Annotated in this window: 11 protein-coding genes and 1 pseudogene; 11 read left to right on the forward strand and 1 reads right to left on the reverse strand. The window is 39.6% G+C overall.

Annotation, left to right across the window (positions count from 1 at the left end; all coding sequences use genetic code 11):
- Nucleotides 1-20: 20 nt before the first annotated feature.
- Nucleotides 21-1,798: pseudogene (locus AB8618_RS15230) on the reverse strand (DUF885 domain-containing protein).
- A 322-nt stretch (nt 1,799-2,120) separates the two neighbouring features.
- Between AB8618_RS15230 and AB8618_RS15235 the strand changes: the two are divergent.
- From AB8618_RS15235 to hemB, 11 genes are all read left to right on the forward strand, one after another.
- Entirely contained in the window at nt 2,121-3,077 is a 957-nt protein-coding gene (locus AB8618_RS15235) for a diguanylate cyclase domain-containing protein (protein WP_198522173.1), read from the forward strand.
- A gap of 107 nt (nt 3,078-3,184) precedes the next feature.
- On the forward strand, nt 3,185-3,940 hold the full coding sequence (gene ubiE, locus AB8618_RS15240) for a bifunctional demethylmenaquinone methyltransferase/2-methoxy-6-polyprenyl-1,4-benzoquinol methylase UbiE (protein ID WP_413400966.1): 756 nt from the start codon (nt 3,185-3,187) through the stop codon (nt 3,938-3,940).
- Nucleotides 3,941-3,952: 12 nt separating this feature from the next.
- Nucleotides 3,953-4,612, forward strand: coding sequence for an SCP2 domain-containing protein (locus tag AB8618_RS15245; protein ID WP_413400967.1), 660 nt, complete (start codon nt 3,953-3,955; stop codon nt 4,610-4,612).
- A gap of 17 nt (nt 4,613-4,629) precedes the next feature.
- On the forward strand, nt 4,630-6,231 hold the full coding sequence (gene ubiB, locus AB8618_RS15250; protein WP_413400968.1) for a ubiquinone biosynthesis regulatory protein kinase UbiB: 1,602 nt from the start codon (nt 4,630-4,632) through the stop codon (nt 6,229-6,231).
- Nucleotides 6,232-6,310: 79 nt separating this feature from the next.
- The gene (gene tatA / locus AB8618_RS15255; RefSeq protein ID WP_198522170.1) at nt 6,311-6,571 is read left to right on the forward strand and encodes a Sec-independent protein translocase subunit TatA; all 261 of its coding nucleotides are present in this window, start codon (nt 6,311-6,313) and stop codon (nt 6,569-6,571) included.
- 5 nt (nt 6,572-6,576) lie between these two features.
- Complete coding sequence (tatB, locus tag AB8618_RS15260; RefSeq protein WP_178956769.1) at nt 6,577-6,909, forward strand: Sec-independent protein translocase protein TatB; 333 nt, start codon at nt 6,577-6,579, stop codon at nt 6,907-6,909.
- A 48-nt stretch (nt 6,910-6,957) separates the two neighbouring features.
- Nucleotides 6,958-7,698, forward strand: coding sequence for a twin-arginine translocase subunit TatC (gene tatC / locus AB8618_RS15265; RefSeq protein ID WP_008108549.1), 741 nt, complete (start codon nt 6,958-6,960; stop codon nt 7,696-7,698).
- Between the two features lies 1 nt (nt 7,699).
- On the forward strand, nt 7,700-8,209 hold the full coding sequence (locus tag AB8618_RS15270) for a hypothetical protein (protein WP_409424186.1): 510 nt from the start codon (nt 7,700-7,702) through the stop codon (nt 8,207-8,209).
- Nucleotides 8,209-8,994 (forward strand): TatD family hydrolase, encoded by a 786-nt coding sequence (locus tag AB8618_RS15275; protein ID WP_409424187.1) that lies wholly within the window; start codon nt 8,209-8,211, stop codon nt 8,992-8,994. Before AB8618_RS15270 ends, AB8618_RS15275 begins: the two co-directional genes overlap by 1 nt.
- On the forward strand, nt 8,994-10,853 hold the full coding sequence (locus AB8618_RS15280) for a sensor domain-containing diguanylate cyclase (RefSeq protein ID WP_409424188.1): 1,860 nt from the start codon (nt 8,994-8,996) through the stop codon (nt 10,851-10,853). The genes AB8618_RS15275 and AB8618_RS15280 overlap by 1 nt, the downstream gene beginning before the upstream one ends.
- Nucleotides 10,854-10,865: 12 nt before the next feature.
- Nucleotides 10,866-11,873, forward strand: a complete 1,008-nt coding sequence (gene hemB, locus AB8618_RS15285; RefSeq protein ID WP_413400969.1) for a porphobilinogen synthase — start codon at nt 10,866-10,868, stop codon at nt 11,871-11,873.
- The last annotated feature ends 127 nt before the right edge of the window (nt 11,874-12,000 follow it).

Raw genomic sequence — 12,000 nt, forward strand, 5'->3', positions numbered from 1 at the left:
AGTTTCAAAATAATGCGCTTTTAGCTATCTGTTTTTGCTAACTCTGTTTGTATATACAAACGTATTTGCTGCTCAAGCACCGATAAAGGCACTGAGCCATGGCGCAATATTTGATGATGAAACTCACGAATATCAAATTGCTGACCTAATGCTTGCTCAGCCTCTGCGCGCAGACGTTTAATTGTTAACTCACCAATTTTGTAAGACAGCGCTTGTGCTGGCCACGAAATATAACGGTCGGTTTCCGTTTTTACATTATGTAATGAAAGTGCCGTATTATCAGCCATAAAGTTCATTGCACGCTCTCGACTCCAGCCATACATATGCATCCCCGTATCAACTACTAAACGTGCAGCACGCCACATTTCGTAGGTTAAACGACCAAAGTTGCTGTATGGGTCTTGATAAAAACCAGCCTCAACCCCTAAGTACTCTGAATATAACCCCCAGCCTTCACCAAATGCTGATAAATAGGCATCTCGGCGATAGCTAGGTAAGCTTTCAAGCTCTGCATTGAGTGATATTTGTAAATGATGGCCCGGTACGGCTTCGTGCAGCGTTAACGCTTCTAAAGCATAAAGTGGTCGTTTATCTAAAGCGTACGTGTTCACCCAATAAAAACCGGCTTGATCATCACGGCTCGAACCTGAATAGCGCCCAGTAGTGTACTTAGGTGCAATATTGGCAGGCACCGGCGCTACGCCATAGGGTTTACGGGGTAAGGTATGAAATAGTTTAGGTAACTGTGCATCCATTTTTTTGGCAATGTACGCGGCCTCTTTTAATAATTGTTCAGGCGTTGTGGCGTAAAACTGCGGATCAGTACGTAAAAAGTGGATAAATTCTGCAAACGTGCCCTTAAAACCCACCTCTTGGATGACCGCTTCCATCTCACTGCGAATACGCGCCACTTCAGCTAAACCCAGCTCATGGATTTCTTTTGGGGTCATTTGTGTCGTGGTGTAATACTTAGCACGATTTTCATAAAAAGCTTCTCCATTAGGAGTTGACGAAATGCCAATATCACTGCGCGCGCCTGGTAAATATTCGGTATTAAAAAAAGTTAAGTAACCTTTATAGGCTTTAATAACTTGGCTGCTAATAATTGCTTTAGCTTGTTGTTGTAACGCTGCAAATGCACTATCACTTAAGCCAGCGGTATTGTTTAAAAATGGCTTATAAAATTCTGATTTTGTTACATCGTCAACAATGTAGGCAGTAATAGAATCTTGATAGCCAATTAATACCGGTTTGGGTTGAGTTAAACCTACTTCTAAGCCTTTACGCATCCAGCCTATATTTTGCTCAAAAAGCGCGGCACTTGCTGTAATCGCTTTAGGTAGTTTTGATAATCTTGTGCAGTTTTATAATCCGAGCTATTAACAATAAACGATAGGCTTGAATGAAAGCCATACTCTGACGTTAAAGGCATGTAGTGTGCGTTAAATACATATTCATCAACACTATTTTGCACTTGCGCTCGAATAATACTGTAGTTAATTTGATTCTCGTCACTCAGCTTGCTCATATCTATTGAATCTAAATCAGCCAATAACTGAGTGTTTTTTTGATACTGCTGCGCTAAAAAGTCAGCTGATAAGTTAGGAAGTAAATAGCCATCAACACCCTCAGGATTACTGTACGGACTTACATTTTGGCGATGTTTTACGATATTTTCGGCCGTTTGCGTAAATTGCTGATTGGCGTTAATTGTAGTTAGCTGACACGCGCTTAATGAACACATTAAGGTGACACTTAATAAGGAAAGACGCATTTTTTTTGAAAGAGATAAATTCATAGTTATTGAGCTTAGTGACGTTACAGATGTGATAAACCTATCGTAGCCTAAATAAATAGCAAATAAATATACGACCAATTGCAAAAATATACGGTAGTAATCATTTTATTAACTTAAGTTCATTAGAGTAATTGCTCAAAAAAACAACGGTTATTGAAATTATAGCGCCATTTTAGCCAACTACGACTCATTTTACTTTTAAATAACAGATATAATGATTATTGTATCTGTGCTTGGAAGCAAATTGCCTCATTGGACGAGTTTTATAAATCAGCATTTATGCGTATTTGGTTGGTAATTGCAAATGATGTTCCATGATTCCATGGCTATAGCACAAGAAAAAATGACAAAAGTATGTATGTTTTTAGAGCATCATGTTTTGCCTCCTACCCCCTTAAATTTTCAAGTTGTGTATACATACATTAGTAAAATCCATTTTGCGCTTAACAATGCTATTGATGATGCCATAGATGCCCAACAAAATATTGATGAGCTATTTATTGAGCAACTCTATTTTGAATATTTAAATCAGGGTCATAAAACCGAAGTAGCAATGATTGAAAACGTCAATGGCGTGATCAACTCACTATCGCGAAATGCACAGCAAACCGAAAAAAAACTTAACGATTTCGCAGGTCATGTTAATGACTGCTTACATTCTTTAGATGAAAATAATATTGCTAATAGCCGCATCGCCTTAGAAAGACTTAATGAGCAAACGCAGTTACTGTTCTCGCAACAAGCGCAATTTAAACAAGAACTAAGTCAGGCAAAAAAACTACACGAAACAACTAAAAAACAACTCAATACCTTGCGCAAACAACATGTCATTGATCCGCAAACAGGCTTATACAAACGCCATTATTTAACTAAGCAAACACAATTATGGCTAAAACAAGACAAGTCAATTTCAGCAATTGCCATTCAAATTGATAATTTAGAGCATTTTATTAATAACTTTGGTGATGCAATTGGCGAAGTGATTTTAAATAAAGTAGCTAAGCAAGTTCAAAAGTATGTTTCGCAAAGTGGCTTAGCCGGGCGCTCTGCAAAAGACCAATTTATCGTTCTACTTGCTAACATTGAGCCCGAAACAGCTAAATTGATTGCAGAGAAAGTAATAGCTGGGGTCGAAAAGCTACGTTTTATCAGTTCAAAAAGCGATTTAAAACTCCCTCCCATTTCTCTCTCATTAGGGATTACGGAACAACAAGGCGACTTTAACCAACTAGTTAAAAGTGCCTCAAACGCGGCGTTTAAATCACGTGCATCTCAATAGCAAAGCACACTGTTCACACAATAAATTAGCTGATAAATCATATTCAAATTGCACCCTTGGTGCACAATCAAGTACACTAGTCTCTATTACCACGATAGAGATTAATCATGAACGAGAACCCTGAAAAGACCACGCATTTTGGCTATAAAACTGTTGCCGAAACCGAAAAAGCTTCTATGGTTGCTGATGTATTTCATTCTGTTGCGACAAAGTACGATGTTATGAATGATCTCATGTCTTTTGGTATTCACCGTTTATGGAAACGTCAAACAATTGCTAGTTCAGGCATCCGTAAAGGTCATCATGTATTAGACTTAGCCGGTGGTACTGGCGATTTAACCGCAAAGTTTAGCCAACTTGTTGGCGATAGCGGTCAGGTTGTTTTAGGTGATATAAACTCTTCAATGTTAAAAGTAGGCCGTGAAAAGCTGCATAACTTAGGCCTTGTCGGTAACATTGATTACGTACAAATGAATGCCGAAGCCTTACCATTTCCTGATAATAGTTTTGATTTAATTACGATTGCCTTTGGCTTACGTAACGTGACGGATCAAAATAAAGCATTGCGCTCTATGTACCGTATTTTAAAACCAGGGGGCCGTTTACTGATTCTTGAGTTTTCAAAACCAGAGCAAGAGCTTCTCAGCAAGGCGTATGATTTTTACTCTTTCAACATTTTACCTACTATGGGTAAACTCGTTGCTAACGACAGCGAGTCGTACCAATACTTAGCAGAGTCAATTCGTATGCATCCAGATCAAGAAACCCTTAAGGCGATGATGGTGGAAGCAGGATTTGAGCAAGCTACTTATCAAAATCTAACTGGTGGCATTGTTGCCCTGCATCGTGGATTTAAATACTAAGGTTAGTAATTTATGGCGCTTGAAGAACACAGTAAAGAGCAACCGGCTGCAGGTAGTTTTTTTATGCTACCGAGCTTTGTACTTTCGCTCATTGAACAAGTATTAAATCAAGCGCTTAAACTTGACCCGAGCTTACTCGATAAACTAAATGTAGTAGAGCATCAGCGTTTATTGGTTGAGTTTAGAGACTGGCAGCAAAAAATAGCCATTACTTATGCCAATCAGCAGCTACATCTTTACACTGCATTCGAACATGCTGACGCAGACTGTATGATCAGTGCCAATATAGATACGTTATTAGCACTGAAAAACCCGGCCATGCTGACTCAACTTATTCGCCAAGATAAGCTTGATTTACAAGGTGATTTAAACATAGCCCAAAGCTATAGTTCAGCCTTTTCAAGTGTAGACATTGATTGGCCAGAGCAATTAGCAAAACATATTGGCGACGCGCCTGCACAACAACTTTATTTACATTTGCAGTCACTTAAGCAGCAAGGTAAAAAAGCAAAGTCTCAGCTCGACAGTACTTTTATTAGTGTATGCCAAGATGAGCTGGCAATCACTATTCACCCATTAGAGCTTGAGCAATTTAAACAACAAAATAGAGCACTAAAAGGCCAAGTTGCCGCCATTGAGCAACGTATTAACGCCCTAATTAAAGCCCTTTAACGCGCTAAGGATTTTTTGTGTCAACTGCCCGACTGTATTATATAACTAAAACCCTGCTTAGCTTCGGACTTGATGAGCTTATACCTAAACACAAAGTACCCTGGTTTGCTAAAATCACACGTGGCAGCTTGTTTTGGTTACGCAATCAACACAAAGATAAACCCCCAGGCTTAAGACTTCGCTTAGCTCTGCAACAACTTGGCCCTGTGTGGATAAAGTTTGGCCAAATGCTCTCAACTCGACGCGACTTATTACCTCATGATATCGCATTGGAGTTAGCCTTTTTACAAGATCAGGTAGAACCGTTTGAAGGTGAATTGGCACAGAAAATCATCGAAACAGCATTAGAAATAGATAATATTAGCCAGCTATTTAGCGACTTTTCACAAACACCTCTGGCATCGGCTTCAATTGCTCAGGTGCATACAGCTACCCTTGTTGATCCTCAAGGTGAACCGCAAGATGTTGTTATTAAAGTTATACGTCCTAATATTGAACAGCAAATAAATGCCGACTTAGCACTAATGGAAAAATTAGCTAAGGTTGTTGGTAAGTTAATTAACGAAGCCAAACGCTTACGCCCTGTAGAAGTGGTTAAAGAGTATAAAAAAACATTACTCGATGAACTTGATTTAATGCGTGAGGGCGCTAATGGTATTCAATTAAAGCGTAACTTTGAAGGTTCAGAATCACTTTATATCCCTGCAGTATACAGTGACTATAGCCGCAGTAATGTTCTGGTTATGGAACGTATTTACGGTATTCCGGTGTCAGATACTGAAGCATTGATGGCACAAAACACCAATATGAAGCTATTAGCAGAGCGCGGAGTAGAAGTATTTTTTACTCAAGTGTTTCGCGACAGTTTTTTTCATGCGGATATGCATCCAGGCAATATTTTTGTCTCCCGCGAACACCCGCACAACCCTAAATATATTGGTATTGATTGCGGTATTGTGGGAACACTCAATAAAGAAGACAAACGCTATTTAGCTGAAAATTTCATTGCCTTTTTTAACCGCGACTACCGTCAGGTAGCACAGCTACATGTTGATTCAGGCTGGGTACCACCTGATACCAGCATTGAAGAGTTTGAATTTGCTATTCGCACCGTTTGCGAACCTATTTTTAATAAACCACTGGCTGAAATATCATTTGGTCATGTATTGGTTAACTTATTTAATACCGCACGTCGTTTTAATATGCAGGTTCAACCACAGCTCGTATTACTACAAAAAACTTTGCTATATGTTGAGGGCTTAGGTCGCCAGCTATATCCACAACTGGATTTATGGAAAACAGCAAAGCCATTTTTAGAAGACTGGGTTAAACAACAAGTTGGTCCGCTGTCTGTGCTAAAGCAAATGTATGCAAACTTACCGTTTTGGGCAGAAAAAATGCCTGAACTACCCGATTTAATTTATCAAAATTTAAAGCGAGCACCACACTCTCACGTACCTGCAGTTAAAGTTTCACATAAACCATTGGTTTTAGGGTTGTTTAGTAGTGCAGCGATGATTGTCTCAGCTTTATTTTATTTACAACACAACTTAATCGCTGCTGGCGTTGTCTTAAGTTGTGCTGTTATTGGCTTTATAGCGGCATGGCGCCGCGCATAAACTAAGTGCTATTTGCCGCTTTGGGCGTATAATCAGCACTTAACCTTATTATTTTATGGCTTAAAAGCAGGAGAAAACCATGGGTTTTGGTGGTATTAGTATTTGGCAATTATTAATTGTACTTGCAATCATTGTACTTTTATTCGGTACGAAGAAACTACGCGGTATGGGTGGTGATTTAGGTGGCGCAGTAAAAGGCTTTAAAAAAGCCATGTCTGATGACCAAAATACTGAGAAACAAGCCAGCGAAGATAAAGCGGAACAGATACAAAATTCAGCAGAGTCAAAACCTGCCGATATAAATACAACTGACAAAACTAAAGACAGCAACAAGGTTTAACCAGCATGGGAATGTGGGAGCTTGTTGTGGTATTTATTGTCGGCTTGGTGGTACTTGGACCAGAACGCTTACCTGTTGCTATTAGAACCGTAAGCCGCTGGGTAAAAACAGCCAAAGCAATGGCTAACTCAGTAAAAGCGGAAGTAAGTGAAGAGCTGCGTGTAAACGAGTTACATGAAAACCTAAAAAAAGCAGAGCAACAAGGTCTTAAAGATTTAAGCCCTGACCTACAAAACTCTGTTTCTGAGCTGCAACAAGCAGCGCAATCAGTTACTCACAGCTATAAAAAAGATCAAAGCCAAGCCACTAATAACCAATCAACAGATGACTCTAAGTAATTATGGCACTCTCTTTTTTCATGCGCTTAATGCAGGGTATAGAAAACAATGACTGAAGAAGTAAAGTCAGGATTTGTCGCTCATTTAATCGAATTACGTGACCGGCTGATAAAATCACTATTAAGTATTTTAGTGATATTTATTGGTTTGGTTTACTTTGCAAACGATATTTATACGTTTGTGGCGGCTCCTTTAGTCGCTCATTTACCTAGTACTGCCACTATGATAGCAACGGATGTCACCGCGCCATTTTTTGCCCCCTTTAAACTTACGTTGTTTGTTGCCTTATTTGCTGCGATCCCTTGGATTTTACATCAAATTTGGGGATTTATAGCCCCCGGTTTATATCAGCACGAAAAGAAAATGCTCATGCCCATATTAGCTTCCAGTATTTTCTTATTCTATGGTGGCATAGCTTTTTGCTACTTTGTAGTACTGCCAATTATTTTAGGTTTTTTCACCAGTGCAGGTCCTCAAATGATGACCCTAGCACCGGATATCAGTAGCTATTTAGGCTTTGTACTTAAGCTATTTTTTGCTTTTGGTATTGCATTTGAAATCCCAGTTGCGATTATGTTGCTTTGTTGGAGTGGTGCAACAACCACACAAAGTCTAAAAGAGAAACGCCCTTATATAGTGGTCGGTGTATTTGTTGTGGCGATGTTTTTAACGCCACCCGATGTGCTATCACAAACCCTATTAGCATTGCCTATGCTGCTTTTATTTGAGCTTGGCTTAATTTTAGCTAAATTTTATACCGCAAAACCACAACAAGAATCTGAGGAATAATATGAATAAGCATTTACTTTCTTTACTCGCTTTAGCAAGTGTACCGGTTTTAGCCGCAACTCCTATTAATGAGCAAGCGTTACAAGCCTGTAGTTTTATTGAAAACGATTTTAATCGTTTACTATGTTACGACAACACTATCGCGGGAAAATCACTCACTCAACCAGCGCATAAACAACCACAACAATCTGTTAAAGCTAATGTAAAAGCTGACACGGCTGTCGCAACAGCACCTGTGGCTACCAAGGCAAAAGAGTTTGGTTTAGAGCATAAAAACATTACTAAGAATACTGAAGAAACAATTTCATCAACAATAGCTAATGTTAAAAAAGCCCCTTATGGTGAGCTAATTATTACCTTAGAAAATAATCAGCAATGGCGTCAAATTGGTTCAGATAGATTAAGTCTAGACAAAGGTGACACTGTTACTATTAGCCGTGGCGTATTCAACTCTTTTTTACTTAAAAAAGCAGATCAAAACCGCTCAATTCGTGTAAAACGTACTCAGTAATGCAATACACGTTAATTGATGCTGGCGTAAATTTAACTAATCATCAATTTGATGGTCAGCATCAAGAGGTGCTCGCGCGGGCAAAAGAGGTCGGCGTTAAGCATATGCTAATTATTGGCTGCGATATAAGCTCAAGTGAGGAGTCATTTATACTTGCTGCACGCTATGGTCAATATGCTAGCGCTGGTATTCACCCTCATGATGCAAAAACAGCAACCTCTGAACTTGAACAACAGCTCACTAAGCTCGCACAAAATGAGCAAGTTATTGCCATTGGTGAATGCGGACTAGATTACAATCGTGACTTTTCTCCAAGAGATATACAACGTGCTGTGTTTCGTCGTCAACTCGCATTAGCTGAAAAGCTAAATCTGCCGGTTTACTTACACGAACGTGATGCCAGTGACGACATGCTTGCTATTTTAAATGAGTTTACTGTTCGCGGTGTGTTGCACTGTTTTACTGGTGATGCACAAGCACTTGCAAGTTACTTAAAGTTAGGTCTTTATATTGGTATTACCGGCTGGGTATGTGACGAACGACGCGGCAAAGAATTACAACAACTGATCCCTAGCATTCCCATTGAGCGTTTATTAATTGAAACCGATGCACCCTTTTTAATCCCTCGCACTGTTAAACCTAAGCCTAAATCAAGACGAAATGAGCCAGCATTGCTGCATTATGTGTGTGATACACTTGCTCAGCTTTATGGTGTTTCTGCTTGTGAAGTGGCAAAACATACGAGCGACAACTTTAACCGCTTATTTGGATTAGAGAAAAAATAATGCGAACCTTTTGCGCTTTGCTGGTATTCATTATGGTGTTTTATGCATCCTGTTTTCCTGCAAGTGCAATCGAGATAAATAGCGAATTTAATTCAAAAAAAATAGAAGATATTCATTATTCGTTTGCTCCTACCTCATTAGAAGATGCACGACAAAGTAATTTACAAGAATGGCTGCTACTTAATAATAAGCCACTTAATTTAGGCCTCGAGTCTCGGCCTGTGTGGATTCAATTTAAAATTAAAAATCAGTTATCGCAGCCGCTAACGCCCTTACTGTCACTAGACAACCCTCTTTTGAATGATGCTTACCTTGCTCACTTTATGGGTGATAAACTACTCACATCAACTCATATTGGTGATACGCTTGCGCTTTCGCAAAGAGCAATCAAGAGTGAGTCTTTACTAGTCAAGTTAACTCTTCCCGCTAACAGTGAAACTACGGTGTACCTTAAAGTTAATAATGATTCAGGTATCGGGCTGCGCGTACCATTAACACTGTGGCAGCAAGACTCGTTACTAGCTTATAAAAGTATGGTGAATTTACTTTATGGATTACTAATTGGCTTTATTTTTTCTTTAGCGGTGAGTAGTCTGGTTTTATTTGCTTTTTCACGTAAACATTATTTTGCTTATGCTGGTTTAATTACGTTGATGCTCGGCTTCTTTTTAGCTTACTTAGGCGGATTTGGATTTCGTTATGCACCCTCAAGCATAGCAGACCTACAACAGTTAATGCTGCCTATTTTGCTGATGCTGATCACGATATCGTTTCTTCCTTTACAACGCCATGTTTGCACCGCTATTGAGTCTAATTTAGTAAAAGGACAAACAATAATTACCGCACTGTACGCATTAATTATTGTACTTATTTGGTTGCTTCCTACTCCCAGCGTAGCTTTATTTGCTATTTTAAGCATCCCTGTAATTTTAAGTTATCATGTTGTCACAACGTTATTTTATCTACGTAAAAACCCCACTAGCCCCAATAAATCTCTCTTAATGGCGCTTGGCTTCTTTTTAATTGTGGTTATTCATTTTTCCATTGCGTTAACAGGCTTTTACACTGTTACAAGAGCGAGTTTAATGCTTACCTTTGCAGCGTCTTTAGGTTGCTCATTTTGTCTAAGCTATACCGTCATAAAATTGTTTATATTGCAACGCGATGAGCAAGTAACAGCACAGCAAGCATTGATTGCACAAAGCGCCGCACAAGATGCGCTATTAAATGAGCGGATCGAATTACAAGAGCGCACCCGCCAAGAGCTTGAAAGCCAAGTAGATGAACGCACCTTTGAATTACAAGTTACACTTAGAGAGCTTGAAGATAAAAATCATGAACTTGAACAACTCAATATGGAAGATGCGCTGACTGGCATTAAAAATAGACGCTTTTTTGATAAAAAGTTACTTATGGAAATTCGTCGTTCACGCCGTGAACAAACGCCATTGAGTATTATCATGTTAGATATCGACAAATTTAAATCAATTAACGATAACTATGGCCACTTAACCGGCGATCAAGTTATCAGGGCGGTGTCTGATACCATTAAACAACAGCTTAAGCGCCCACTTGACGAAGTAGCGCGTTATGGTGGTGAAGAATTTGTCATTTTACTACCTAACACAGATAATCCAGGCGCACTGATCATTGCAGAGCAAACACGCCTAGCAATAGCAAATAATACTGTAAATGTAGCAGGTACAATTATCGACTTTACCATTAGTGCCGGTGTTTATACTCAAATTGCCGATGACATTCATAACCCTGAACTATTTACTGATTATGCCGATAAGGCACTCTATTTAGCAAAACAACATGGCCGCAATCAAGTGGTTAATTTTTCACCCCCACAGTAGGAGCGTATACTTATGGCCCAATCTGGACTAGACCTTTTCCCATATACTCGCATGCGTAGAATGCGCCGTAACGATTTCTCTCGTCGCCTTATGGCTGAAAATCAGCTGAGTGTTAATGATCTTATTTATCCTGTGTTTGTGCTTGAAGGTAAAAACCGCCGTGAAAGCATTGAATCAATGCCCGGTATTGAACGTTTATCAATTGATTTACTGCTAGAAGAAGCTAAAGAACTGGTAGATTTAGGAGTCCCTGCGCTCGCTATTTTTCCTGTTACCCCTGCAGATAAAAAGTCTCTACTCGCTGAAGAAGCTTATAACGATGATGGCTTAGCTCAAAGAACAGTACGCGCATTAAAAGAAACCTTCCCAGAGCTTGGCGTGATCACCGATGTTGCACTTGACCCATTTACAGTGCATGGTCAAGACGGCATCATTGATGATGCAGGCTATGTGATTAACGACGTCACTACCGAAATTTTAGTTAAGCAGGCGCTATCACATGCAGAGGCTGGCGCAGATGTTGTTGCCCCATCAGACATGATGGATGGCCGTATTGGTGCAATTCGTGAAGCTCTTGAAGCCGATGGCTTTATTCACACCCGCATTATGGCCTATTCTGCAAAGTATGCATCAAGCTACTATGGCCCATTTAGAGATGCTGTCGGTTCTGCGGGTAACTTAAAAGGCGCTGATAAAAAAACATACCAAATGGATCCTGCCAACTCCGATGAAGCAATTCGCGAAGTGGCACTTGATCTTCAAGAAGGCGCTGACATGGTAATGGTTAAACCTGGTATGCCATACCTTGATATTGTTCGCCGTGTTAAAGATGAGTTTGGTGTGCCGACATTCGCTTATCAAGTAAGTGGCGAATATGCGATGCATAAAGCCGCTATTGATAACGGCTGGCTAAGCGAAGAAGCAACCATAATGGAGTCTTTATTAGCATTTAAACGCGCTGGCGCAGACGGCATTCTGACTTACTTTGCTAAGCAAGCTGCTCGCTATTTAAATAAATAATAACGACATATTGATATAAAAGGGCTTTATTGCCCTTTTTTATGTTTAATGGCAGCACATATTTGGCATTTTTACAGCGCCCCCTATTTATGGGAAGGAATCACACTACATAAGCTCTGCCTTACCT

This window comes from Pseudoalteromonas sp. RW-H-Ap-1 (genome assembly GCF_048318575.1).
Lineage (GTDB): Bacteria > Pseudomonadota > Gammaproteobacteria > Enterobacterales > Alteromonadaceae > Pseudoalteromonas.

What these genes read in the sequence shown, in the direction of transcription:
- tatA (WP_198522170.1), top strand. Translation starts at nt 6,311, where the DNA reads ATGGGTTTTGGTGGTATTAGTATTTGGCAATTATTAATTGTACTTGCA.
- tatB (WP_178956769.1), top strand. Translation starts at nt 6,577, where the DNA reads ATGGGAATGTGGGAGCTTGTTGTGGTATTTATTGTCGGCTTGGTGGTA.
- AB8618_RS15235 (WP_198522173.1), top strand. Translation starts at nt 2,121, where the DNA reads ATGGCTATAGCACAAGAAAAAATGACAAAAGTATGTATGTTTTTAGAG.
- AB8618_RS15270 (WP_409424186.1), top strand. Translation starts at nt 7,700, where the DNA reads ATGAATAAGCATTTACTTTCTTTACTCGCTTTAGCAAGTGTACCGGTT.
- ubiE (WP_413400966.1), top strand. Translation starts at nt 3,185, where the DNA reads ATGAACGAGAACCCTGAAAAGACCACGCATTTTGGCTATAAAACTGTT.
- AB8618_RS15245 (WP_413400967.1), top strand. Translation starts at nt 3,953, where the DNA reads ATGGCGCTTGAAGAACACAGTAAAGAGCAACCGGCTGCAGGTAGTTTT.
- hemB (WP_413400969.1), top strand. Translation starts at nt 10,866, where the DNA reads ATGGCCCAATCTGGACTAGACCTTTTCCCATATACTCGCATGCGTAGA.
- AB8618_RS15275 (WP_409424187.1), top strand. Translation starts at nt 8,209, where the DNA reads ATGCAATACACGTTAATTGATGCTGGCGTAAATTTAACTAATCATCAA.
- tatC (WP_008108549.1), top strand. Translation starts at nt 6,958, where the DNA reads ATGACTGAAGAAGTAAAGTCAGGATTTGTCGCTCATTTAATCGAATTA.
- AB8618_RS15280 (WP_409424188.1), top strand. Translation starts at nt 8,994, where the DNA reads ATGCGAACCTTTTGCGCTTTGCTGGTATTCATTATGGTGTTTTATGCA.